21 protein-coding genes and 1 pseudogene are annotated in these 22,611 nt (G+C 72.2%); 9 read left to right on the forward strand and 13 right to left on the reverse strand.

From position 1 onward, the window contains the following. Positions 1-269: 269 nt before the first annotated feature. Positions 270-2,303, forward strand: a complete 2,034-nt coding sequence (locus tag ACZ3ZE_RS34215; RefSeq protein ID WP_361171396.1) for a hypothetical protein — start codon at positions 270-272, stop codon at positions 2,301-2,303. A 4-nt stretch (positions 2,304-2,307) separates the two neighbouring features. Next, a complete protein-coding gene (locus tag ACZ3ZE_RS34220; protein ID WP_361171393.1) occupies positions 2,308-3,840 on the forward strand; it encodes a hypothetical protein in 1,533 nt (510 codons plus the stop codon). A 61-nt stretch (positions 3,841-3,901) separates the two neighbouring features. Here the strand turns inward: ACZ3ZE_RS34220 and ACZ3ZE_RS34225 are convergent, their stop codons facing one another. The 8 genes from ACZ3ZE_RS34225 to hemL all read right to left on the reverse strand — a co-directional run bounded on the left by ACZ3ZE_RS34225 (position 3,902) and on the right by hemL (position 12,149). Further along, positions 3,902-4,432, reverse strand: a complete 531-nt coding sequence (locus ACZ3ZE_RS34225) for an SRPBCC domain-containing protein (protein WP_361171390.1) — start codon at positions 4,430-4,432, stop codon at positions 3,902-3,904. A 47-nt stretch (positions 4,433-4,479) separates the two neighbouring features. Continuing rightward, positions 4,480-5,562: a c-type cytochrome biogenesis protein CcsB gene (gene ccsB / locus ACZ3ZE_RS34230; RefSeq protein WP_467261819.1), complete on the reverse strand. Its 1,083-nt coding sequence runs from the start codon at positions 5,560-5,562 to the stop codon at positions 4,480-4,482. Continuing rightward, positions 5,559-7,277 (reverse strand): cytochrome c biogenesis protein ResB, encoded by a 1,719-nt coding sequence (resB, locus tag ACZ3ZE_RS34235; protein WP_361626293.1) that lies wholly within the window; start codon positions 7,275-7,277, stop codon positions 5,559-5,561. The genes ccsB and resB overlap by 4 nt, the downstream gene beginning before the upstream one ends. 11 nt (positions 7,278-7,288) lie before the next feature. Continuing rightward, positions 7,289-8,026: a cytochrome c biogenesis CcdA family protein gene (locus tag ACZ3ZE_RS34240; RefSeq protein ID WP_361171381.1), complete on the reverse strand. Its 738-nt coding sequence runs from the start codon at positions 8,024-8,026 to the stop codon at positions 7,289-7,291. Positions 8,027-8,036: 10 nt separating this feature from the next. Further along, entirely contained in the window at positions 8,037-8,642 is a 606-nt protein-coding gene (locus ACZ3ZE_RS34245; RefSeq protein ID WP_361171378.1) for a TlpA family protein disulfide reductase, read from the reverse strand. A gap of 77 nt (positions 8,643-8,719) precedes the next feature. Next, on the reverse strand, positions 8,720-9,964 hold the full coding sequence (locus ACZ3ZE_RS34250) for a polysaccharide deacetylase family protein (protein WP_361626290.1): 1,245 nt from the start codon (positions 9,962-9,964) through the stop codon (positions 8,720-8,722). Between the two features lie 164 nt (positions 9,965-10,128). After that, positions 10,129-10,845: a histidine phosphatase family protein gene (locus tag ACZ3ZE_RS34255; RefSeq protein WP_361626287.1), complete on the reverse strand. Its 717-nt coding sequence runs from the start codon at positions 10,843-10,845 to the stop codon at positions 10,129-10,131. Then, a complete protein-coding gene (gene hemL, locus ACZ3ZE_RS34260; RefSeq protein ID WP_361171369.1) occupies positions 10,842-12,149 on the reverse strand; it encodes a glutamate-1-semialdehyde 2,1-aminomutase in 1,308 nt (435 codons plus the stop codon). Before hemL ends, ACZ3ZE_RS34255 begins: the two co-directional genes overlap by 4 nt. A gap of 244 nt (positions 12,150-12,393) precedes the next feature. Here hemL and ACZ3ZE_RS34265 point away from each other — a divergent pair, with 244 nt between their 5' ends. Beyond that, positions 12,394-13,017 (forward strand): hypothetical protein, encoded by a 624-nt coding sequence (locus ACZ3ZE_RS34265; RefSeq protein WP_467261821.1) that lies wholly within the window; start codon positions 12,394-12,396, stop codon positions 13,015-13,017. Between the two features lie 25 nt (positions 13,018-13,042). On the opposite strand, the gene ACZ3ZE_RS34270 is transcribed toward ACZ3ZE_RS34265, so the two are convergent. After that, positions 13,043-15,016, reverse strand: coding sequence for an APC family permease (locus tag ACZ3ZE_RS34270; protein ID WP_361171363.1), 1,974 nt, complete (start codon positions 15,014-15,016; stop codon positions 13,043-13,045). 167 nt (positions 15,017-15,183) lie between these two features. Between ACZ3ZE_RS34270 and ACZ3ZE_RS34275 the strand changes: the two genes are divergently transcribed. Beyond that, positions 15,184-15,588: a MerR family transcriptional regulator gene (locus ACZ3ZE_RS34275; RefSeq protein WP_361172099.1), complete on the forward strand. Its 405-nt coding sequence runs from the start codon at positions 15,184-15,186 to the stop codon at positions 15,586-15,588. A gap of 22 nt (positions 15,589-15,610) precedes the next feature. Here ACZ3ZE_RS34275 and ACZ3ZE_RS34280 read toward each other — a convergent pair whose 3' ends face one another. Further along, positions 15,611-16,459, reverse strand: coding sequence for an ABC transporter substrate-binding protein (locus ACZ3ZE_RS34280; RefSeq protein WP_442305295.1), 849 nt, complete (start codon positions 16,457-16,459; stop codon positions 15,611-15,613). A gap of 249 nt (positions 16,460-16,708) precedes the next feature. On the opposite strand from ACZ3ZE_RS34280, the gene ACZ3ZE_RS34285 reads away from it, so the two are divergent. From ACZ3ZE_RS34285 to ACZ3ZE_RS34295, 3 genes are all read left to right on the forward strand, one after another. Continuing rightward, positions 16,709-16,951, forward strand: coding sequence for a hypothetical protein (locus tag ACZ3ZE_RS34285; protein WP_361171357.1), 243 nt, complete (start codon positions 16,709-16,711; stop codon positions 16,949-16,951). Positions 16,952-17,069: 118 nt separating this feature from the next. Next, positions 17,070-17,924, forward strand: coding sequence for a helix-turn-helix domain-containing protein (locus ACZ3ZE_RS34290; protein WP_361626278.1), 855 nt, complete (start codon positions 17,070-17,072; stop codon positions 17,922-17,924). Between the two features lie 14 nt (positions 17,925-17,938). Next, a complete protein-coding gene (locus ACZ3ZE_RS34295; protein WP_467261823.1) occupies positions 17,939-18,577 on the forward strand; it encodes a GNAT family N-acetyltransferase in 639 nt (212 codons plus the stop codon). Here the strand turns inward: ACZ3ZE_RS34295 and ACZ3ZE_RS34300 are convergent. Then, a complete protein-coding gene (locus ACZ3ZE_RS34300; RefSeq protein ID WP_467261825.1) occupies positions 18,546-18,989 on the reverse strand; it encodes a GNAT family N-acetyltransferase in 444 nt (147 codons plus the stop codon). The genes ACZ3ZE_RS34295 and ACZ3ZE_RS34300 overlap by 32 nt on opposite strands. A 79-nt stretch (positions 18,990-19,068) precedes the next feature. Here ACZ3ZE_RS34300 and ACZ3ZE_RS34305 point away from each other — a divergent pair, with 79 nt between their 5' ends. Next, positions 19,069-19,806 (forward strand): Mut7-C RNAse domain-containing protein, encoded by a 738-nt coding sequence (locus tag ACZ3ZE_RS34305; RefSeq protein ID WP_361171345.1) that lies wholly within the window; start codon positions 19,069-19,071, stop codon positions 19,804-19,806. A 135-nt stretch (positions 19,807-19,941) separates the two neighbouring features. On the opposite strand, the pseudogene ACZ3ZE_RS34310 reads toward ACZ3ZE_RS34305, so the two are convergent. Then, positions 19,942-20,415: pseudogene (locus tag ACZ3ZE_RS34310) on the reverse strand (MarR family winged helix-turn-helix transcriptional regulator); the annotation flags it as partial. 56 nt (positions 20,416-20,471) lie between these two features. Further along, positions 20,472-21,032 (reverse strand): TetR/AcrR family transcriptional regulator, encoded by a 561-nt coding sequence (locus ACZ3ZE_RS34315; protein ID WP_361171339.1) that lies wholly within the window; start codon positions 21,030-21,032, stop codon positions 20,472-20,474. Positions 21,033-21,161: 129 nt separating this feature from the next. Here ACZ3ZE_RS34315 and ACZ3ZE_RS34320 point away from each other — a divergent pair, with 129 nt between their 5' ends. Next, positions 21,162-22,598 (forward strand): FAD-dependent oxidoreductase, encoded by a 1,437-nt coding sequence (locus tag ACZ3ZE_RS34320; RefSeq protein WP_442305298.1) that lies wholly within the window; start codon positions 21,162-21,164, stop codon positions 22,596-22,598. Positions 22,599-22,611: the final 13 nt, after the last annotated feature.

A 22,611-nucleotide genomic window follows, 5' to 3' on the forward strand; every position in this document is an offset into this window, starting at 1 on the left:
CCACGAGCCGGCGGAGGGTCCTGCCGATGGGCCCATCGGGGGAGCCGATGGCTGGCCCGGCCGGCGCCGGGGAAGGCTCCCCCCATGGATCCCACCGCCCCTCTCGCCCCCTCTCCCAGGAACTGGCCGGGGGGCCGGGGAAAACCGGGTCGCAAACTCTGCTCATTTCCCAACACCCGGTCGATATCCTGGACTTGAGGATGTGACGGGGCACGTCTGGTGGGATGCGGGGGTGGCGGGTGGACAGAGTCCTCTACGGTCGCGAGGCGGTGTTCCACGACACGGGACTCGCGGCGCGGCTCATCGGGCTCCGCGGCCAGGATTTCGCGCGGGTCGCGTTCGAGCACGGTGAGGATCCGCCCGTGGTCGTCTTCACGGGCGGGCGCGGCATGGGCAAGTCCGCCCTGCTCAAACAGCTGCGCAACACCTACAAGGGCGCCACCCCGCTCGCGCTGATCGACTGCGACCGGATCGAGCAGCCCGCCGACCACGGGCCCGGCTGGACCGAGCTGACGGGCGCGCTCGCCGAGCTCGCCGTGCAGCTGTCGCCGCGGGTGACGGGGGCGAAGTCCGTGCAGTTCCCGCGGCTCTCGCTCGGCCTGGTCGCGGTCGCCTCCATCAGCTGGACCCAGCAGGACGAGGAGCGGGCCCAGCGCGATCTCCAGCGGCTCGGTCCGGTCCTGTCGACGGTCGACGCCACCAAGGGCGCCGCCACCAACTGGGTCACCAAGGTCCTCACCAAGCTGGCCGCCACCTTCGCGGACGCCGCCGTCCCGCTGGCCGGGCTGCTCGCCGAGGCCACCGTGGAGACGGTCCTGGAGGAGGTGTTCGGGCGCTTTCATCAGAAGTCGGAGAGCTGGTACGGGAGTTACCGCAACGCGGGCGGCCGGGGCAAGGCCGGGCTCCAGCAGCTCGCCATCGACTTCGAGGCGGGCGGACGGCGCCGCCAGGAGGCCGAGGACTTCCTCGTCGGCGCGCTCGTCGAGGACCTGGGCCAGGCGTACAAGGGCCTCACCCGGGTCGGCACCCGCCGCGGCCGGCCCGTCCTGCTCCTCGACAACGCCCACGGCGACCTCGGCCGCCGCCTCGTCGAACCGGTCCTGCGCGCCCGCCACGACGGCCGCCGCGACAAGGTCGTCGTCTTCGCGACCTCCCGGGTCAGCCGGCACGACGGCATGCGGCACGCCCGCCGCCTGCGCCTGTCCGAGACCACGCACCGGGCGCCCTGCGAGCGCGGCGGCGACGTCACCTCCGGCATCCTCGCCGTCGAGCTGACCGCGCTGTCCGCCGCCCAGACCCAGGCCGCCTTCGACCGCCTCGACCCCTCCGGGCTCACCCCAGCCGAACTGGCGCGGGGCGTGCACCGGCTGACCGGCGGCCGCCCGCTGGGCGTGACGCTGCTCGGGCAGGCCGCCGCCGAGACCCCGCGCGCCGAACGGCCCGCGCTCACCCCCGGCGCCCTCCTCGACCGCGACGTGGAACTCCGCGAGGACGCCCACCCGGTGCCCGTCGCCCCGGCCCTGCTCGCCGCGCTCCTCCCGCAGCCGCGCCTGGAGCCGTTCACCGTGCTGGCCGCCGCCCACGACGAGGGGTCGGCCCGGCTGCTCGCCCGCACCCGGCTGCACACCGAGTCCCGCGACGGCGACATGGCGCTGCGGGTCCGCGACCAACTGCGCGCCGAGGACTGGCCGGAGGGCCCCGAGCACTTCGTCGCCGACCCGCTGCTGCGCGCCCTGCTGCTGCACCGGCTGCGCTTCGCCGACGGCGACCCGCGCCACGGGGCCTGGCGCGCGGTCCACGAGACCCTGCACCGGCATTACGACCAGGAGGCGGTCCGTCCGTACCGGCTCCATCACGAACTCGCCCTGGGCCGGGTCGAGGACGCCGTCGCCCATCTGCGGAGCACCTTCCACGAGCTCGACGTGGTGGGCTGGCTGGGCCGGCTGCGGTTCATCGCCTCCGCCCCGTACCCGCGGGTCGCCGGCCGCACCGGCCCCGATCCGCGCCGCGACGCCGCGCTCGGCCGGCAGGTGCCGGACCGGCTGCCCGCCGGGCTGGACGCCGAGGCGACCGAACTCCACCTGTCCGTACGGCGCCTGCTGCACGCCGTATGGCTGCTCACCGATCCGCTCGCCCTGCCCGACGACGACGTCACCGAGAAGCTGGCGCACGAGCTGCGGCAGCTGTCCGGGCGCCATCTGACGGGCAACAGCTCGTTGTGGGACGCGGCCACCCACTGGCCGAGGGACATTCACGCCTGGCGGCGCCTGTCGTTGCCGCCGGGCCGCGAGGACGGAGTCTGAGGCCATGGCCAACCGGCTGCGCAACCGTTACCTCTACACCCCGAGACAGAAGCTGTTCGCCGGCCTGATCGCCCTGCTCGTCCTCGGCGTGCCGCTGTTCTACGGGATCCGGGCCTGGGTCACTCCGGAGGACCGTTCCTGCGCGGCGGGCGTCGAGCGCCCCCAGGGCTCCACCGAGTGCGTCGGCGTCAACGGCGACGGCTACGCCTTCGGCGTCGCCGACCTGGCCGAGATCGCCGGGCTGATCCAGCGCGAGAACGCCACGCTGAAGCCCGACACGTACGCCACCGTCGCCGTCCTCCTCCCGCTGACCTCGCCCGACGCCGGCATGCGGATCAAGGTCCTGCACGAGCTCCAGGGCGCCTACGCCCTCCAGCACCGGGCCAACCACGAGTCCAACAGCGAGACCCCGAAGATCCGTCTGGTCCTCGCCAACACCGGCAAGGGCAACGCCCACTGGCAGAGCACCGTCGAGCAGCTGAAGGGCATGACCGGCGGTCCCGCCCGGCTGCGCGCGGTCACCGGCGTCGCCACCTCGTCCAACGAGATACGCCAGGCGGTGGCGGCTCTGACCGGCGCGGGCATCGCCGTCGTCGGCACCACCATCACCGCCGACGACATCGCCAACGGGCCCGGCCACAACAAGTACCCCGGCCTCGCCCGGGTCTCCCCCACCAACAGCGACGAGGCGAAGGCCCTCGCCCACTTCGGCAAGGTGAACGCGGCCAAGGCCCTCCTCGTCCAGGACACCCGCAACGGCGACCACTACACCGACACCCTGAAGGCGGCGTTCTCCGCCTCCCTGAAGGGCGCCCCCTACGAGCCGCAGCTGTTCACCTCGCCGCCCGACCCGACCGAGGAGGGCACCACCGCCAACACCTTCCGGCAGATCACCCACCTCATCTGCGACACCCGCGCCGAGACCGTGTTCTTCGCCGGCCGCCACACCCAGCTGCGCCAGTTCATCAACGCGCTGGGCGCCCGCGGCTGCACCGAGCGCCCGTTCACCATCCTCACCGGCGACGAGGGCTCCTACCTGGGCAACGACGCCCAGCTGAACCGCGCCGCCCTCAAGGCCCGGCTGACCGTCCGGTACGCCTCGCTCGCCCACCCCGACGCCTGGCGCCCCGCCCCCGGCCGGCCCGTCCCGGCGACGGGCGGCTCCACCGTCGCGTACGACACCTTCGTCGGTGACATCGCCCGCGCCGCCAAGAAGCCGGTGGCGCTCGCCGACGGGCAGGCGATCGTCGCGTACGACGCGATGGCGACGGCCGTCCACGCGATCCGGCAGGCCACCCCGGACAAGGCGGCCTACCCGGAGCTGGCGGACGTCCCGGTGCAGTGGCCGCAGGTGAAGGGCTCCCTGCGGGTGCAGGGCGCGAGCGGCTGGATCTGTCTGGACAACTTCGGCAACCCGTACAACAAGGCCGTCCCGATCGTCGAACTCGCCCAGGACGGCACCCAGCGCTTCGTCGCGATCGCCTGGCCGGAGGGCAAGCCCCCGGCGGAGAGCTGCCTGCCGCCCTCCAAGGGGTGACGGCCGGGGCGGGAGGAGTGACGACGGCGCGTCTACGGCTCCCACCGCGGCGACGGCGCGTCTACGGCTCCCACCGCGGCCAGGGCGCGTCGTCCCGCGCGTACAGCTCGCGCAGCTCGCGCCAGCGCTCGGGTGCCCAGTCCCGCCAGTCCGTGGGGTGTCCGTCCAGGGCGCGGGCGAGGCGTTCCAGGTGCTCGTGCCAGCCGGCCAGCATGTCGAGTTTCGCATCGCGCGTCCCGCGGAACTCGGCCGTGAAACGCAGCACGGTCGACCCGCCGCCGTCCGGACCGGGTTCCAGGTGGAACCGGATCCGGCCGTGCGGCGGGCCGACCGTGTACTCGGCCACGTTGTCGGGGTCCCAGGCGGTCACCCGGCCCGAGACGACCGTGTCGCTGTTCAGCCAGCGGAGCGTGACGTGCCCGTCGAGCCGCGGCTCCAGGGGGTCGGCCGCGCAGAGCCACTGCGGCAGGCCCTCCGGCGTGGCGACGGCCGCCCACACCAGGGGCATCTGGTGCGGGAGCCCGGCCGTGAACCGCAGCAGATGGGTGTCGCCGTCGTGGGTCTCGCTCCTGCCCCGGGGAATCTCGCTCATGTCTCCAGCGTGACCCCGGGGCCCGTCCCCCGCTAGCGCGGAGCGGCTCAGACGCCCGCGTAGGAGTGCTTGCTGGTCACGAAGATGTTGACGCCGTAGTAGTTGAAGAGGAAGCAGCCGAAGGCGATGAGCGCGATGTACGCGGCCTTGCGGCCCTTCCAGCCGGCCGTCGCCCGGGCGTGCAGGTAGGCGGCGTAGCCGACCCAGGTGATGAAGGCCCAGACCTCCTTGGCGTCCCAGCCCCAGTAGCGGCCCCACGCGTCGCCGGCCCAGATCGCGCCCGCGATGATCGTGAACGTCCACAGCGGGAAGGTCGCCGCGTTGACCCGGTACGCGAACTTGTCGAGGGTCGCCGCGGACGGCAGCCGCTCCATCACCGAGGTGGTGAAGGCGCCGGGCGTCCCGCCGTTGGCCAGCCGGTTCTCGTAGGAGTCGCGCAGCAGGTAGGCCGCGGTGGCGACGGCGCCCAGGAAGAGCACGGCACCGCAGATGATCGCGGTCGAGACGTGGATCCACATCCAGTACGAGTGCAGCGCGGGAACGAGCTGGTCGCTGGAGGTGTACAGCACCGTCGTGGCGAGGCCGAGGTCCAGCAGGACCACGGTGACCAGCGGCAGACCGATCCAGCGGACGTTCTTCTTCGCGGCGAGGAAGCCGAGGAACGCGCCGACCGCCACCGTGGAGAAGGTGGTGGAGAACTCGTACATGTTGCCCCAGGGGGCGCGCTGCACGGCGAGGGCGCGGACGACGACGCTGGTCGCCTGGATCGCGAAGGCGAGGACGGTCAGCGAGATCGCCATCCGGCCGTAGAGGTCGCCCTTGGTGGTGCCGCCGGCGGCGCCGGGGCCGTCCGGGACGTCCCGCGCGCCGGCCGCCGAGCGGACGACGACCTTCGGGCGGTCGAGGACGGCGGTGCCGCCCGCCGCCGAGGTGACGGTGACCGAGGGGGCCTTGCCGGCCGTCTCGGGGCCGGTCAGCGCGGCGGCCGTGCGGGCGACCTTGCTGCGGCTGCCGAGCACCCACTCGGCGATGTAGAGCAGGAAGGCCAGGGTGTAGACGGCCATCGAGGAGTAGATGAGCGTGTTGCTCATCTGCGCCATGCTCTCGTTGGTCGTGGCGGCGAGATTCACTTCTCAGCCCCTTCGGCAGGTTCTTCCGCGAGTTCCGCGTGTTCCGCGGGTTCTGCGGACGGTTCGGAAGGTGGTTCCGGCGCGGTCGGCGCCTTGGTGTTGAGCGTGACCGCGAGCTCGGCCAGCTCCTCGGGCAGCTTGGCGGACTCGCTCCGGCCAAGGCCTGCCATCTCGACGACGGTGACGCCGTCCTCGCCCCGTACGGCCCGGACCCAGATCCGGCGGCGCTGGATGAACAGCGAGCCGCTGAGGCCGGCGATCGCGGCGACCGCCCCGGCGAGGGCGAGGCCGTTGCCGGGCTGCTGGGTGATGGAGAAGCTGGCCCACTCCTTGATCTCCTTCTCGAAGGTGATCGAGCCCGCTCCGTCGGGCAGTGTCATGGTCTCGCCGGGCAGCAGCCGGTTGGCGCTGCCCGTGCCTCCCTGGACCTTGAACTGCTTCATCTTGGAGGTGTCCAGCTGGTACACGTTCTGCGGCAGGCCGGAGTTGACGCGCAGGTCGCCGTGGTAGCCGGTGACGGCCATCACGGGGAAGTCGAGGGCCGGGAACTGGGAGAACATCTGGCCCTTGCCGGCGCCGGCGAAGGTCGGCACGAAGAAGGCGTTGAAGCCGAGCTGCTCCTTCTTGCCGTTCTTGTCGCGGTAGCCGTCCATCACCTTGATCGCGCCGGTGGAGGTGACGTTGTTGTCGAAGGGCAGCAGCGGGACGGCGCCGTGGTAGACGACCTTGCCGCGGCCGTCCTTGACGGTGACGACCGGCGCGTACCCGTGGGCGATCAGGAAGACCTTGGCGTCGCCGACCTTCAGCGGCTCGTTGACGCGGATGACGGCCTTCTTCTCGGTGCCGCCGACCTCGGAGTAGCGCACGGCCGCCTCGAAGGTGCGCGGGGTGCCGCGCTGCGGGCCGTTCTTCTCGTACGTGCCGGTGAAGCTGTCCAGGGTGAAGCCGAACGGTTCGAGCTCGTCGGTGCCGAACTGCGAGCCGGACTTGAAGTCGTCGTACTGCGTGAGCGTGTTGGAGAAGCCGTCGCCCTCCACGATCAGCTTGCCGCCCTCGGACTTGAACATGACGCCCCAGGCGAAGGCGACCAGCATCACGATGAGCGCGACGTGGAAGAGGAGGTTGCCGGTCTCGCGCAGGTAGCCCTTCTCGGCGGCGACGGCGTCGCCCGCGGTGTGGGCGCGGTAGCGGCGGCCCTTGAGCAGCGCGAGCGCGGCCTCGCGGACCTGCTCGGGCTCGGCCTCGGTGCGCCAGGTCGTGTACGCGGGCAGGCGGGTGAGCCGCTTGGGGGCGCCCGGCGGGCGGCTGCGGAGCTGGCCGACGAACTGCCAGGTGCGGGGCACGATGCAGCCGATGAGGGAGACGAAGAGCAGGATGTAGATCGCGGAGAACCACACCGAGCTGTAGACGTCGAAGAGCTGGAGCTTCTCGTAGATCGGCGTGAGCGTCTCGTGGGCGTCCTTGAAGACGCGTACCTTCACCTCGTCCGCGCTGGTCTGCGGGATGAGGGAGCCCGGGATCGAGCCGAGCGAGAGCAGGAAGAGGAGGATCAGGGCGACCCGCATGGAGGTCAGCTGGCGCCAGAACCAGCGGATCCAGCCGAGCGGTCCCAGGGTGGGGCCGCCGAGGGCGGTCTCCTCCCGGGGGGCGGTGGACAGCTGTGCCCCGGCCTCGCCGAGGCTGCCGTCGCGCTCCGTCGTTTCGGTGTTGCTCATGTCGAAAACCCTCAGATCCCCACCGTGAAACCGCTGGACCAGCTCTGCATGTCGGCCACCATGCTGTCCCACACTCCTGTGAGGAGCAGCAGACCGGTGACGATCATCATCGCGCCGCCGATCCGCATCACCCAGGCGTAGTGCTTCTTGACCCATCCGAACGCACCGAGCGCCTTGCGGAAGGCGATGGCGGTGAGGATGAACGGCACGCCGAGCCCGAGGCAGTACGCGACGGTCAGCAGCGCCCCGCGCCCGGCGCTGGCCTGGTCGGCGGCGAGCGCGGTGACGGAGGCGAGCGTGGGGCCGATGCAGGGCGTCCAGCCGATGCCGAACAGGGCGCCGAGGAGCGGCGCGCCGACGAGGCCGGTGACGGGCTTCTTGTGGAAGCGGAACTCTCGCTGGGTGAACCAGGGCATGAGGCCGACGAAGAAGACGCCCATGAGGATCATGAGGACGCCGAGGACGTTGGTGAGCGTCCCGCGGTACTCCTGGAGCGTCGAGCCGAAGTAGCCGAAGAGCGCGCCGCCGGAGACGAACACGGCCGAGAAGCCGAGCACGAAGAGGCCCGCGCCGGCGGTCATCCGGCCGCGCCGCGCCTCGGCGAGGTCGGTGCCGGTGACCCCGGTGACGTAGCTGAGGTAGCCGGGGACGAGCGGCAGCACGCACGGCGAGAAGAAGGAGACCAGACCGCCGAGCACGGCGATGGGCAGGGCCAGCAGAAGGGCTCCGCTGAAGACCGTCTCGTTCACGTCGTCCCTCTCACTTCTCCGCGATCAGGGGTTCGATCATGGAGCGGAGCTTGGTCTCGTCGAGCGCCATCAGCGAACGCGCGGCGACCTTGCCGTCCTTGTCGAGGACGACGGTGGAGGGGATGGCCTGCGGGTTGAGCGTGCCCTTGGGGAAGCCGCTCACGATGAGCTTGCCGGCCGGGTCGTAGAGGCTCGGGTAGGGCACCCCGTAGTCCTCCTCGAAGGCGAGGGCGGGCTGCTTGTTGGGGTCGCGGGTGTTGATGCCGACGAACTCCACGCCCTTGGCCTTGAGGTCCTTGGCGACCTTGGCGAAGTGCGGTGCCTCGGCCCGGCAGGGCGGGCACCAGGAGCCCCAGACGTTGAGGACGACGACCTTGCCCTTGAGGTCGGCGACGTCGAGCGGCTTGCCTTCGAGCGTGTCGCCCGAGAGCGCGGCGACGGGCTTGCGCTCGCCCTTGGCGACGGTGGAGATACCGCCCGTGTTGGTCACGAAGTTGGTGTCGCCACCGCCGCCGGACTTGCCGTTGGTGTCCGAGCTGCAGGCCGAGACAGCAAGGGCGATCGTCACGGTTCCGACCGCGAGCAGGGTGCGTCGCGAGGTACGGCTAAGACTCATGTGAAAAGTTTCGCATGGGCGTTTCGCGGATCTTGGGCACCCCCCTACGTGCCCCAGATGCCCCTTGTCAAGATCGCTTAAGCCGGCCTGAGGAACGCGTTCCAGCCGCCGACCGGCGCCTGGCCGACCTCCAGGGTGCGCAGCTTGGCGAGGATCTTCGGGTCCTGGACGTCGAGCCAGTCGCAGAACTGGCGGAAGGAGACGAGCCGGACGTCCTTCTTGCCGGCCATGCCCTTCAGGGCCTCCTCGACGGCGTCCATGTAGATGCCGCCGTTCCACTGCTCGAAGTGGTTGCCGATGTAGAAGGGGGCGCGGTTCGACTCGTACGCGCGGTTGAAGCCGGCCAGGTAGGCGCCGGCGGCCTGCTTGCGCCAGCCCGGGTAGCGCGAGGGCATGCCCTTGGTCGAGTTCTTCGACTGGTTGGCGAGCATGTTGTAGTCCATCGAGAGGACCTCGAAGGAGTGCCCGGGGAACGGCACGGCCTGGAGCGGCAGGTCCCACAGGCCGCCGCGCTTGACCGGCCACATCTGGCGGCCGCCGGGCGAGCTGGCGTCGTAGCGCCAGCCGAGCCGCTTGGCGGTGGGCAGCAGGTTGTCCTGGCCGAGGAGGCAGGGGGTGCGGCCGCCGACGAGTTCCTTGGTGTAGTCGAAGGGGAGCGGTTCGAGGTCGGTCCAGCCGCTGTTCGTCTTCCACTTGGTGACGAAGCCGATCGCCTGGTCGATCTCGCTCTGCCACTGGGCGGGGGTCCAGTTGGCGACCGAGCCGGAGCCGCCGCAGAAGTGCCCGTTGAAGTGCGTGCCGATCTCGTGGCCCTCGAGCCAGGCCTGGCGGGTGTACTTCAGGGTCTGCTTGACGTGGTCGTCGGTGAGGTAGCCGATGTCGGAGGCGCCGACGCGGTTGTTCGGCGGGCGGTAGAGGGAGGCCTTCGACTCGGGCAGGAGGTACAGCCCGGAGAGGAAGAAGGTCATGGCCGCGTCGTGGTTCTTGGCCAGTTCGAGGAAGCGCGGGAAGAGGCCGTTGCCGACCTCGCCGGCGCCGTCCCAGGAGAAGATCACGAACTGCGGCGGGGTCTGGCCGGGTTCGAGGGGGACGGGGGCGTCGGGCTGGTTCGGCTGCTTTCCGGTGTCGGCGGTGGAACCGTCGCCGATGAGCCGGCCGTCGTCCTGGGTGGGTGTGGCGGGGGCGCCGGTCACGTCGCCACCCTTGCCTGGACCGGAACGTCCGGACTTGTCCTGATTGCTACCGCTGCATCCGGCGATCCCCAGCGCCGCCGCGGCACCGACCCCGGCCCCCAGAAGTCCCCTTCGACTGATCCCGCGCATGACATCCCCACTTCGCGCTGACATATGAACTGAAGTCATTTCAAACCGACAAACAGTGAGATGTCGTGAGGAACACGGAGGTTCCGTAAAACAGAACAAATATTTCAGGGCGGCCCCTGCGACCGATGGTCGCCGGGACCGCCCCGAACAATAGAGCGGAAAAGCTACGCGCCGAAGGCCTTGGCCTTACCCTTCACAGGCTTCGCACCGGCGCGCAGGTGGACCGGCACCAGATCGATGGCCGGCTCGCTGTAGCCGACCGACACGATCCGGTCGCCCCGGTACGTGAACGAGGTCAGCGAGGCCAGCGTGCACTGCCGCCGCCGCGGGTCGTGCCACAGCCGGCGCTTCTCCACGAAGCTGCGCACGATCCAGATCGGCAGCTGGTGGCTCACGCACACCGCCTCGTGCCCGCGGGCCGCGTCCTTCGCCGCGTCGAGCGCGCCCATCATCCGGACGACCTGCTCCACGTACGGCTCGCCCCAGGACGGCTGGAACGGGTTGGTGAGGTGCTTCCAGTTGCCCGGCTTGCGCAGGGCCCCGTCGCCGACGCCGAAGGTCTTGCCCTCGAACACGTTCGCCGCCTCGATCAGGCGCCCGTCCGTGGCCAGGTCCAGACCGTGGGTCTTGGCGATCGGCGCGGCCGTCTCCTGCGCCCGCTCCAGCGGGGAGGCCACGACGTGCGTGATGTCCCGGCCGGCCAGGTGCTCGGCGACCCGGTCCGCCATCCGCCGGCCCAGCTCGGACAGGTGGTACCCGGCCCGGCGCCCGTACAGGACACCGTCCGGGTTGTGGACCTCGCCGTGCCGCATCAGGTGCACGACGGTGATGTCGGTGCCGCTCACGTCACCGGCCTTGCCCTCGGGGCGTACGTCGCTCATGCCGTGGCCTCCGCGGCGGCGCGGGCGGCGGCCGGCAGCGCGGCGGCGATCCGCTCGACGGCGCGCTCGTCGTGGGCGGCCGACACGAACCAGGACTCGAACGCCGACGGCGGCAGGTAGACCCCGTCCGCGAGCATCGAGTGGAAGAAGGCGTTGAAGCGGAACGCCTCCTGCCGCTTCGCGTCCTCGTAGTCGCGCACCTCGGAGGAGGTGAAGAAGACCGAGAACATGTTGGACGCGGTCTGCAGCCGGTGCGCCACGCCCTCCTTGGTGAGCGCGTCCGTCACCAGGCCCTGGATCTCCGCGGAGACCGCGTCCACCTTCTCGTACGCGGCGGCGTCCAGCAGCTTCAGCTGCGCGAGACCCGCGGCGGTGGCGACCGGGTTACCGGACAGCGTGCCCGCCTGGTAGACCGGACCGGCCGGGGCGAGGTGGCCCATCACGTCGGCACGGCCGCCGAAGGCCGCCGCCGGGAAGCCGCCGCCCATGACCTTGCCGAAGGTCATCAGGTCGGGCTTCACCCCGTCGACGCCGTACCAGCCGGCCCGCGAGGTACGGAAACCGGTCATGACCTCGTCGGAGATGAACAGCGCGCCGTTCTTCGCGCACGCGTCCTTCAGGCCCTGGTTGAAGCCCGGCAGCGGCGGGACGACACCCATGTTGCCCGGCGACGCCTCGGTGATCACACAGGCGATCTCGCCCGGGTACCGGTGGAACGCCTCCTGCACCGCCGCCAGGTCGTTGTACGGCAGCACGATGGTGTCCCCGGCCTGCGCGCCCGTCACGCCGGGCGTGTCCGGCAGGCCGAAGGTGGCGACACCGGAGCCGGCCGCGGCGAGCAGCGCGTCCACGTGCCCGTGGTAGCAGCCGGCGAACTTCACGACCTTCGCGCGGCCGGTGAAACCGCGGGCCAGCCGGATGGCCGACATCGTGGCCTCGGTGCCGCTGGAGACCAGCCGGACCTGCTCGACCGGCTCGACCCGCGCGACGATCTCCTCCGCCAGCGCGACCTCGCCCTCGCCCGGCGTACCGAACGAGGTGCCACGGGTCACCGCCGCCTGCACGGCCGCGGTCACCTCCGGGTGCGCGTGCCCGAGGATCATCGGCCCCCACGAACACACGAGGTCGACGTACTCACGCCCGTCGGCATCGGTGAGGTACGGACCGGTACCGGACACCATGAACCGGGGCGTACCGCCCACGGCACGGAAGGCGCGCACCGGTGAGTTCACGCCGCCGGGCGTCACAAGGGACGCGCGGTCGAAAAGCGTCTGTGAGACTGGGGCTTCGTATGAATACGGCACTGGGATCCTGACCTGCGAGTACGGAGGGATGGAGTGAGCACCCTCTGAATTACGCCGGGGCGTCTGTCCTCCGCGTCTGCGAAACTGGGGCGTCATAGGGATGGCTCACGGAATCCATGGTGTCAGAGGCCACGGCGTTCTTGCGGACAGGTGTTTCACCGTACGAACGTGGGGGAGGTCATTGTCACGATGATCGGGTCACGCCGCGGAGACGCGCGGCCCGGAACAGCAGTCGGGTGGAGATATGCATCGCGGTGGCGGACCGGGCGAGGGGACTGACGACCTGGGTCCCGACCCTGTCCGGCGGGGGAGGCACCGGCGCCGGAGGGCCGAGGAGCCCAGGGCCAACGCCCCGAGGACGGGAGAACCGGCCGAGCCGGGCGGGCCGGGGGCGGTCGAGCCGAAGGCCGAGGAATCGCGGGGAGGACGCTTGGGGGTGACGTACAAGTACTTCGGCGCGCCCGACGGCGCGACGGCGGCCCGGGTGCCCATCTCGATGCGCCCCGAGGAGCTCGGCGGCGACGAGCTCGGCATGGGCGGCATGTTCACCAAGATCAAGCCGGAGACCATAGCCGCGATGGTGCTCACCGGCATCCAGGGCATGCCCCTGTACAAGGTGCCCCCGCTGGAACTGGTGGTGCTGCACCCCGACTACGCCGTGGTGAAGCTGCCCATGACCGTCGTCGACCCGCTGCGCGGCGTCGGCGAGGAGTCGGTCGGCGCCGCCGCCTTCATCTGGTCCACCGTCCCCGACCGCGGCGGCCCCCGGGACGCCTTCAACGTCTACCAGCTGCTCCACGAGTGGCAGGACTTCTCCGTCCGCCTGCACGAGGCGGGCCACCAGCCGTACTGCCTGGTGTGGCCTTAGGCGGTCCGTTTCGCCCGGTGTGCCGCTAGTCGCGGGGCGTGCGGCCGGCGGCGTCGGCGGCGGCCTTCGCGCGCTCGGCGGCCAGTTCGCGGGCCGACGCGAGCCGGTAGGGCACGTCGATGACGACGATGTTCTTCATGAACAGCAGCCGCGTCTTCAGCCGGAGCGCGCTCTGGTTGTGCAGCGGCTGCTCCCACCAGCGCCCGACGACGTACTCGGGGATGACCACGGAGACCACCGAGTCGGGGGACCGCTCGGGCGCGTCGCGGATGTGCCGCAGCAGCGGCTGCACGATCGACCGGTAGGGCGAGTTCAGCACCCGCAGCGGTACGTCGATGCCGTGGGCCTCCCAGGAGGCGCGCAGGGCCTCCGCCTGGGCCGGGTCCTCGGCGACGGTGACCGCGGCCAGCGAGGCCGGCTTCAGGGTCTTCGCGTACGACAGGGCGCGCAGGCTCGGCGCGTTGACCGAGGACACGAGGACCAGGACGTGGTTCGCGGCGAGCGGGTGCGGGTGGGCGTCGGGGGCGACGGCCACCTCGGCGGCGACGGCGTCGTAGTGCCGGCGCACCCCCTTCATCCCGGCGAAGAGCACCGGCACCGCGATGACGACGATCCAGGCGCCGTGCGTGAACTTGGTGATCAGGACGATGACGAGGACGACCGCCGTCAGACAGGCGCCGAACGCGTTGATCGCCAGCCGGCGCAGGATGTGCCCCCGCTCGGCGGCCCCGGCGGGCGTGGCGAGTTCTCGCCGCCAGTGCTTGACCATGCCCGCCTGGGACAGCGTGAAGGAGACGAAGACGCCGATGATGTAGAGCTGGATGAGCCGGGTGAGGTTGGCGTCGAAGGCGGTGATCAGGGCGATGGCGGCCAGCGCGAGGAGGAGGACGCCGTTGGAGTGGACGAGCCGGTCGCCGCGGTGGACGAGCTGGCGGGGCGCGAAGCGGTCGCGGCCCAGGACGGAGGCGAGCATCGGGAAACCGTTGAAGGCGGTGTTGGCCGCCAGGATCAGGACGCCCGCGGTGACGGCCTGGAGGGCGTAGAAGAGGACGTGCCAGTCGCCGAAGGTGGCGCGCCCGATCTGGGCGAGCGCGGTCGAGGTCGGGGTGCCGGGTGGCAGCCCCAGCTGGGCCGGGTCCTCGGCGACGTGCACCTGGTAGACCATGGCGAGCACCGTGATCCCGAAGAACATGGTCACGGAGAGACCGCCCATGACCGCCAGGGTCGTGGCCGCGTTGCGGCTCTTGGGCTTCGCGAAGGCCGGCACGCCGTTGCTGATCGCCTCGACGCCGGTCAGCGCCGTGCAGCCGGAGGCGAAGGCCCGCAGCCCGAGCAGCACGAGCGCGATGCCCGAGTAGGTGGAGACCGCCTCGACGGGCAGGTCCGCCGACTCGGCGCGGATCGTCGTGCCGGTCGCCATCCGCGCCGCCGCGACCGCGAACATCAGGTAGATCACGGTGATGAACGCGTAGGTGGGCAGGGCGAACCAGCGGCCCGACTCCCGCACCCCGCGCAGGTTCAGCCAGGCGAGCACGGCCACGAACACCACCGACATGAGCGTGGCGTGCCCGTCGAGCGCGGGCGCCGCGGAGGTGATGGCGGCGACCCCGGAGACGACGGAGACGGCCACGGTCATCACGTAGTCGATGAGCAGCGCGCCGGCCGCGGTCAGCGCCGCGGTGGTGCCCAGGTTCTCGGCGGCGACGACGTAGGCCCCGCCGCCGCCCGGGTAGGCGTAGCAGGTCTGCCGGTAGGAGGCGACGACGACGAGCAGCAGGACGACGATGCCGACCGCCGCGTACCAGGTCAGATGGAGCACGGCGAGGCCGCCGAGAGCGAGGATCAGCAGGATCTCCTCGGTGGCGTACGCCACCGAGGAGAGCGGGTCGCTGCAGAAGATCGGCAGGGCCAGCCGCTTGGGCAGCAGGGTCTCGCCGAGCCGCGCACTGTCCAACGGACGCCCTACCAGCAGGCGTTTCGCCACGCTTCCAGCTCTCATAAGTGCTGAAGTTAGGACGAATCAGATGTAATGCGCGGAAGCCGCGCCCGCCGGCGGCCCGGACGAGGCCCGCCCCGGAACCCGCACAGGGCCCCCGGCAGGGCCCGAGGAAGAGCCCCACGAGAAAGGACCCGACCACCGTGAGCACGACGCGCACCGCCCCCCGCGTGACCGGCGACCCCCTGCAGATCGGCGAGGTCGCCGCCCGCACGGAACTGCCCCTGCGCACCATCCGCCAGTACGAGGACAGCGGCCTCGTCGTCCCGTCCGCGGCCTCCGAGGGCGGCTTCCCGCTCTACACGGACGCCGACGTGGCCCGCCTGATGGTGATCCGCCGGATGAAACCCCTCGGCTTCACCCTCGACGAGACCCGCGACCTGCTCACCGCCGTCGACCGCCTCGCCGCCGACACCCCGGACACCCCCGACGAACTCGACCCGCCCACCCGCGCCGGCCTCGTCGCCCGCGTCCGCGGCTACGAACGCGCCGCGACCGCCCGCGTCGCGGAACTCCACGCCCAGCTGACCAGGGCGGAGGAGTTCGCGGCGTCCCTGCGGGCGCGGCTGCCGTAGCCGAAACGGCGGGCCCGGCGGGCTACGCCTCCCGGTCCTCCAGCGCCGCCGCCAGATCCTGGAAGAAACGGGCACAGGCGGCGGGGCTCGGCGGGGTCTCCGGGTTCCACGGCGCGAGCCGCGCCCCCGGCGGGACCGCGTGCGGCGGCACGGCGTTGGCCCGGCTGTCGAACAGCACCAGGTCCGGCGCCAGCCCGACGGCGTGCTCCCAGTCCGTCGTCAGCCAGTTCGCGCCCGGCCCCGGCCCCGGATCCACGAACCGCACCCCCAGCTCGGCCAGGCGCGCCAACTCGGGCCAGGCGTGCGGCCGCGCCAGATGCACCTGCTCCGGCCCGGCCCCCGACAGCGCCAGCACGCCCACGTCCGCACGCCCCGCCGCCGCCCGCAACGCCGCCTCCGCGTCGCCCACCCGCCCCGAGGACCCGGCCGCCGCACCCAGCGAGGCCGCCAGCTCACCGAACCGGCCCACGATCGCCGGCAACGCCAGCTCGCCGCCCACCGACAGCGCCACCAGCGGCACCCCGAGCTCCTCCACCAGGGCCTCGTCCACGGCGTACGGGCTCTTCCCGTCGTACGTCACGTCCACGACCAGGTCCACCCCGCCCAGCGCCCGCAGCCGCTCCGCGTCCAGCGCCCGCCCCGGCCCCAGATACGGCACGCCCGCCGCCGCCAGACCGCCCGCCTTGACCGGATCGAGCAGCTCGCCGTCGTGCCCGGAGCCGTACACCGCGACCGGCCGCACCCCCAGATCCAGCAGGGCCGCCCCGGCCCGCACGTACGCCACCACCCGCTCCGGCCCGCGCCCCGCCGCCAGGGCCGTACCCCGGTCGTCGGTGAAACCCCACCCGCCCGTACCCGTCCCGTCAGCCACAGGACCGCTCCCTCCCCGGCCGGAAACCTCCGTCCCCGCCACCTTGAAGCGGTTCCACGACGCGCACAAGAGGGCCTCCGCTCCGGCGCGCGCCCCGGGACTTTGGTCCCGGACCCCCCTGCCGAAAGACCCCCAGGGTGGTGTTAACTGAACAGGTCGGGAGGAAGCAGCAGGAATCGACAGCACCGTACGCGCGTGCGCCCCTGCCACGGGCACGCCACCGTGCGGTCCCCCGCCCTGGAGTCAGCCATGACCTTGCCCGGCCAGTTCTCGGACCCCCGCGTGATCACCCTCTTCGGCCTCCTCGCCCTGTCCGCCGCCGTCTGGGTCGCCCTGGGCCTGCGCGCCCGCGCCCGCCGCGACCGGACGAGGACCCCACTGGAGCGGATCTGGCACCCGCAGGAGACAGTCGCCCTCACCCCCGCCGAGGAACAGGCCTTCGACCAGGTCGTCTCCCGCCTCTCACTGAGCTCGGCGGGACGACTGCGCTGAGCGCCCGGCGGGGGTGTCGGGGCATCGGGGCATCGAGGACCTTGAAGTCACTGAGGTCTTGAGGTTTAGAGCGCCGGCGTCCTTGAAGGATCACCCCGGACCGGACACCATGCGCGACATGACCACCGCCCCAGGACCGCGCCGGGACACCCGGGGCATCGTGGACCCCGCCGAACTCCTCACCCGCGTCCGCTTCCGCCGCCACTCCCCCGCACCGGCGCTCCGCCCCTACCTGGAGCACTACTGGCTGATCGACTGGGAGCTGACGGAGCCGTACGCGTCCCATGTCGTCCCGCACCCGTCGGTGAACGTGGTGTTCGAGCGCGCCGAGGACATCCGGGGCGCCGACGGGACCGGCGACTCGGCCGTCCTCTCGGGGATCGGCCTCGGCCTGTTCACCAAGAAACTGACCGGCACCGGCCGGGTCTGCGGCGTGCAGTTCCGGCCGGGCGGCTTCCGCCCGTTCGCCGCCGCGTGGCCGGTCTCGCACTGGACGGGCCGGATCACCCCGCTCACCGAGGCCTTCCCGACGGCCGGCCCCGCCGAGGCCCCGGGCATCCTGTCCCCCGCCGAGGACACCGCACGCGTGGCCGCGCTCGACGCGTTCCTGCTGGCCCGCGGCCCCGACCCCGACCCGGCCGCCGACCAGGCCATGGCGCTGGTCGACCTGGTCCGCACCGACCGCGCGATGCGCCGCGTCTCCGTCCTCGCCCACGAGGCCGGACTCTCGCCGCGCTCCCTCCAGCGCCTGTTCGCCACGTACGTCGGCGTCGGCCCGAAGTGGGTCATCCTCCGCTACCGCATCCACGAGGCCCTGGAACGCGCCCGCGCCGCCCCGCCGGCCGGCACCCCGGACTGGTCCCGGCTCGCGGCCGAACTCGGCTACAGCGACCAGGCCCACCTCGTACGGGACTTCACGGCGACCGTGGGAGTGCCGCCGACGGCGTACGCCCGGGCACTGTCAGCGGCGTGACCTAGGGTGCGCGCATGGACGACGAGAGCGGGAACGGCGCGTACGGCGGGAACGGCACGGTGCGGCTCGAACCCTGGTCGGAGGAGGACTTCTGGCTCCTGCGGGCCATGAACGCCCCGGAGCTGATGGAGCATCTGGGCGGCCCGGAGACCGAAGAGCAGCTCGCGGCACGCCAGCTGCGCTACGAGCGGCTCAGCGCGGACCCGGACCGGGCGGGGTGCATGTTCCGGATCGTGCTGCTGCCGGAGGAGAAGGCGGCGGGCGCGATCGGATTCTGGGAGCACGTGGAGGACCCCGGCACGCCGAGCACGCCGGACGCGGCGGGCACACCCAGCACACCGGACACGCCGGGCACGTCCGTGTACGAGACGGGCTGGACCGTGCTGCCCGGCTTCCAGGGCCGGGGCGTGGCGACGGCGGCGACGCTCGCGGTGGTGGAACGGGCCCGGGCCGAGGGCCGTTTCCCCCACCTGCACGCCTACCCGTCCACGGAGAACGCGCCGTCGAACGCGGTGTGCCGCAAGGCGGGCTTCACCCTGCTGACGGAACGGGAGTTCGAGTACCCGCCGGGCCGGCGGATGCGCTGCAACGACTGGCGGCTCGCCCTCACTCCCCCCGGTCTCACTCCCCCAGGTTCTCGAGCATCCGGGTGAAGTGGAAGGCCACGATGTCGAAGCGTTCGCGCAGGTAGAAGCGGTGGGCTCCGGTGCGGTGGGTGCCGGAGTCCAGGTTCAGCTCGAAGCAGTCGGCCGCGCGGGCGTGCCCTTCGAGGTACTCGACGAGCGCGTGCCCCACCCCGCCGGACCGGCTGACGGCCTTGGTCACCAGGTCGTCCACGTACAGCTTCTTCACGGAGCTGGTGTTGTGGACGATCCGCCACCCGGCCACGCCGACGCACGTGCCGTCGTCGGCGTAGGCGGCGCTGAACCGCAGCCCCTGCGGGTACCCCCGCTCGTACACGTCGCGGAACAGCTCAGGAGTCAGGTGCGGCCGCAGCTCGCTCAGCACGGGCAGGAGATCGGACTCCAGGCGCGGGTCACCGGGCTCGACATCGATGATCTTCATGCCGGGACCGTACCCCGGGGCCCCCGCGCGCGACAGGAATTCCCTGGCCGGACGGTTGCCCCGGTGCCATCCTGTCCCCGTGAACGGACCGGAGATCCAGATCAGTTTCGCCCCCGCCCTGCGCCTCTTCGTCGCGGCCGACCGCCGCTCGGGGCACACGGCCGTGACGACCGACGGCTCGTCCTCGCTCGGCCACGTGGTCGAGTCGCTGGGCGTGCCGCTGACCGAGGCCGGGCGGCTGCTCGTGGACGGCCGGCCGGTGGAACCCTCGCACGTCCCGGCGGCGGGCGAGACCGTCGACGTCGAGGGCGTCGAACGCCCCCAGCCGGTCCCCGGCGCCCCGCTCCGGTTCCTGCTCGACGTCCACCTCGGCACGCTCGCCCGGCGGCTGCGCCTGCTCGGCGTCGACGCGGCGTACGAGAGCGAGGACATCGGCGACCCGGCGCTGGCCGCGCTGTCGGCGAAGGAGCGGCGCGTGCTGCTCTCCCGCGACCGGGGCCTGCTGCGCCGCCGGGAGCTGTGGGCGGGCGCGTACGTCTACAGCGACCAGCCCGACGCCCAGCTCCGCGACGTCCTCGGCCGCTTCGCGCCGCGCCTCGCGCCCTGGACCCGCTGCACCGCGTGCAACGGGGAGCTGACGGAGGCCGACAAGGACTCGGTGCGCGGGCGTCTCGAGCAGGGCACGGAGAACACGTACGACGTCTTCGCGCAGTGCACGCGATGCGACCGGGTGTACTGGCGCGGCGCCCACCACGCCCGCCTGGAGACGGTTGTCAGCGACGCGCTGCGGGAGTTCGGCGGGGCGACGGCGGGCTAGGGACTAGGGGCGCTTCCCGGCGGGCCCGGCGGCCTTTTCGCCTCCGGCGTCCCCGGCGGCCTCTTCGTCTCCGATGACCCCGGCAGCGTCTTTGTCCCCGGCGGCCCCGGCGCCCCCGCCCGGCTCCTCGAACGCCCCCGACCGCAGCCGCTCGATCTGTACGGCGCTCAGCTCGACCGTCCTGCGCATGTAGCCGGTGAGCAGCGCGAGCTCCGGCTCGCTGTAGCCGTCGAAGAGGGTGGCCCAGGTCCCGTTGAGCCGCCGCCAGAACGCGCCGAGCTCGGCCATCCGCTCGGGCTCCGGCGCGACCATGACCCGCCGGCGGTCCGCCGCGTCCCGCTCGCGCCGCACGTACCCGGCGCGCTCCAGGCGGTCGACGAGCCGGGTGGCGGAGCCGGTGGTGAGCCCGGTGAGCTCGGCGATACGTCCGATGGTGACGGGGTCGCGCTCCAGGCTGAGCAGGTTGAGGCACTGCACGTCCGTCGGGTGCAGCCCCAGGTGGTCGGCGACGGCCTGGTTGAACAGGGCGTAGGCGGCCATGGAGCGCCGGGCCTCCCCCTGGAGCTCGGTCATCAGCTCGTCGCGCCGTGCGCTGGTCTTCTGCGGCATGCAGAGAGTGTACGGAACAGGTACCGGTCCTACCGGTCCTACCGGCCCTACCGGTCCTACGGGTGCTCGGCCGTGAGGTAGCGCTGGACGGTCGGCCCGAGCCAGGCGGCGATCTCCTCGCGGGACATCTCGACGGCGGGCGGAAGGCGCAGCACGTAGCGGGCGAGCGCCATGCCGAGGATCTGGGAGGCGACGAGCGCGGCGCGGCGCGGGGCCTCGGCGGGGTCGGGGCAGACGCCGAGGGTGATCGGCCCGAGCTGCTCGGCGAAGACCTCCTGCATGCGCTCGGTGCCGGCGGCATTGGTGACCCCGACGCGCAGCAGCCCGGTGAGGACGTCGTCGCGCTCCCAGCGGTCGAGGAAGTGCGTGACGAGCGCGGCGCCGACGTGCCGGCCGGGCAGGGCGCCGAGCTCGGGGAGCTCCAGCTCGAAGTCGGAGGCGGCGGCGAACAGCCCCTCCTTGTTGCCGTAGTAGCGCATGACCATCGACGGGTCGATCCCGGCGTCGCGGGCGATGGCCCGGATGGTCGCGCGCTCGTACCCCTCGCTGGCGAAGTGCTCGCGGGCGGCGTCCAGGATCGCGGCGCGGGTGGCGTCGGAGCGGCGTGCGGTCGTCATGCCAACAACTGTAGGCCAACGGGCGTTGACACACCATGGCGGGCGGGTCCAGAATTGCCAACAAGCGTTGACCAACAGGCGTTGGCCAACGGCCGTTGACGTGCGAGCAGGACCCTCTCGGAGGCAACGATGAGCACCAAGGGCACGACGGACCCGACGGACCCGACACACACGGACGAGAAGACGAAGAAGACGGACACCGACGTCCTCGTCATCGGCGCCGGCCCCACCGGCCTCCTCCTCGCCGGCGACCTCGCCGCCGCCGGCCTGCGCGTCACCCTCGTCGAACGCAGAGCGCCCGGCATCAGCAACCTCACCCGCGCCTTCAGCGTCCACGCCCGCACCCTGGAACAGCTCGACGCCCGCGGCCTCGCCGACGAACTCGTCGCCACCGGCACCCCCGTCGCCGACCTGCGCCTCTTCGGCCGGCTCACCCTCGACCTGTCCGCACTCCCCTCCCGCTTCCCCTTCCTCCTCCTCACCCCGCAGTACGAGGTCGAGCGCCTCCTCGAACGCCGGGCACGGACCACCGGCGTCGACTTCCGGTACGCGACGGAGCTCCGTGCCCTGCGCCAGGACACCGACACGGTGACCGCCGAACTCGCCACGGGCGGCACCCTCCGCGCCCGCTACCTCGTCGGCGCGGACGGAGTCCACAGCTCCGTGCGCACCGCCCTGGGCCTGCCCTTCCCGGGCGCCTCGGTGATCCGCTCCATGGTCCTCGCGGACGTCCGCCTCACCCAGGAACCGGGCAAACTGCTCACCGTCACCGCCGCCGACGACGCCTTCGCCTTCGTCGCCCCCTTCGGCGACGGCTGGTACCGGGTGATGGGCTGGGACCGCACCCACCAGGCCGACGACACCGGACCGGTCGGCCTCGACGACGTCCGGGCCATCACCCGCCGCGCCCTCGGCAGCGACCTCGGCATGCACGACGCCCGCTGGGTCTCCCGCTTCCACAGCGACGAGCGACAGGCCCCCGCATACCGCTCGGGCCGCGTCTTCCTCGCCGGGGACGCAGCCCACGTCCACTCCCCGGCCGGCGGCCAGGGCATGAACACCGGCCTCCAGGACGCCGCCAACCTCTCCTGGAAACTGGCCGCCGTCCTGCGCGGCGAAGCCCGGAACCCCGAGGCACTGCTCGACAGCTACCAGGCCGAACGACACCCGGTCGGCGCCACCGTCCTGCGCAGCAGCGGCACCCTCGTACGCCTCGCGATGGCCCACACCCCGCTCCAGCGCACCGCCCGCACCCTCGCCACCCGCCTCCTCGGCACCGTCCGCCCCGTCGCGACCCGCGCCATGGGCCAGATCAGCGGCATCGGCATCACCTACGCCTCCGGGGCCCGCCGCGCCCCCGACGAGCCCCTGCGCGAAGGCCGCCTGTACGAGGCCCTGCGCGCGGGCGAGTTCGTCCTGATCGCCCCGGAAGGCAGGACCCCGCCCCTGCCCCCGACCGCCCCGGTCACACCGACCCGCCTCATACGCACCACCTGGGCGGACCCCACCCGCCGCGACACGGCCCTGATCCGCCCGGACGGCTACACGACCCCGCTCAAGCCCTGACGGAAGCGACCCG

The sequence above is a fragment of the Streptomyces sp. NPDC023157 genome, assembly GCF_055560575.1.

What these genes read in the sequence shown, in the direction of transcription:
- ACZ3ZE_RS34220 (WP_361171393.1), top strand. Translation starts at nt 2,308, where the DNA reads ATGGCCAACCGGCTGCGCAACCGTTACCTCTACACCCCGAGACAGAAG.
- ACZ3ZE_RS34225 (WP_361171390.1), bottom strand. Translation starts at nt 4,432, where the DNA reads ATGAGCGAGATTCCCCGGGGCAGGAGCGAGACCCACGACGGCGACACC.
- resB (WP_361626293.1), bottom strand. Translation starts at nt 7,277, where the DNA reads ATGAGCAACACCGAAACGACGGAGCGCGACGGCAGCCTCGGCGAGGCC.
- ACZ3ZE_RS34245 (WP_361171378.1), bottom strand. Translation starts at nt 8,642, where the DNA reads ATGAGTCTTAGCCGTACCTCGCGACGCACCCTGCTCGCGGTCGGAACC.
- ACZ3ZE_RS34250 (WP_361626290.1), bottom strand. Translation starts at nt 9,964, where the DNA reads ATGCGCGGGATCAGTCGAAGGGGACTTCTGGGGGCCGGGGTCGGTGCC.
- ACZ3ZE_RS34255 (WP_361626287.1), bottom strand. Translation starts at nt 10,845, where the DNA reads ATGAGCGACGTACGCCCCGAGGGCAAGGCCGGTGACGTGAGCGGCACC.
- ACZ3ZE_RS34265 (WP_467261821.1), top strand. Translation starts at nt 12,394, where the DNA reads ATGCATCGCGGTGGCGGACCGGGCGAGGGGACTGACGACCTGGGTCCC.
- ACZ3ZE_RS34270 (WP_361171363.1), bottom strand. Translation starts at nt 15,016, where the DNA reads ATGAGAGCTGGAAGCGTGGCGAAACGCCTGCTGGTAGGGCGTCCGTTG.
- ACZ3ZE_RS34285 (WP_361171357.1), top strand. Translation starts at nt 16,709, where the DNA reads ATGACCTTGCCCGGCCAGTTCTCGGACCCCCGCGTGATCACCCTCTTC.
- ACZ3ZE_RS34290 (WP_361626278.1), top strand. Translation starts at nt 17,070, where the DNA reads ATGACCACCGCCCCAGGACCGCGCCGGGACACCCGGGGCATCGTGGAC.
- ACZ3ZE_RS34295 (WP_467261823.1), top strand. Translation starts at nt 17,939, where the DNA reads ATGGACGACGAGAGCGGGAACGGCGCGTACGGCGGGAACGGCACGGTG.
- ACZ3ZE_RS34300 (WP_467261825.1), bottom strand. Translation starts at nt 18,989, where the DNA reads ATGAAGATCATCGATGTCGAGCCCGGTGACCCGCGCCTGGAGTCCGAT.
- ACZ3ZE_RS34315 (WP_361171339.1), bottom strand. Translation starts at nt 21,032, where the DNA reads ATGACGACCGCACGCCGCTCCGACGCCACCCGCGCCGCGATCCTGGAC.
- ACZ3ZE_RS34320 (WP_442305298.1), top strand. Translation starts at nt 21,162, where the DNA reads ATGAGCACCAAGGGCACGACGGACCCGACGGACCCGACACACACGGAC.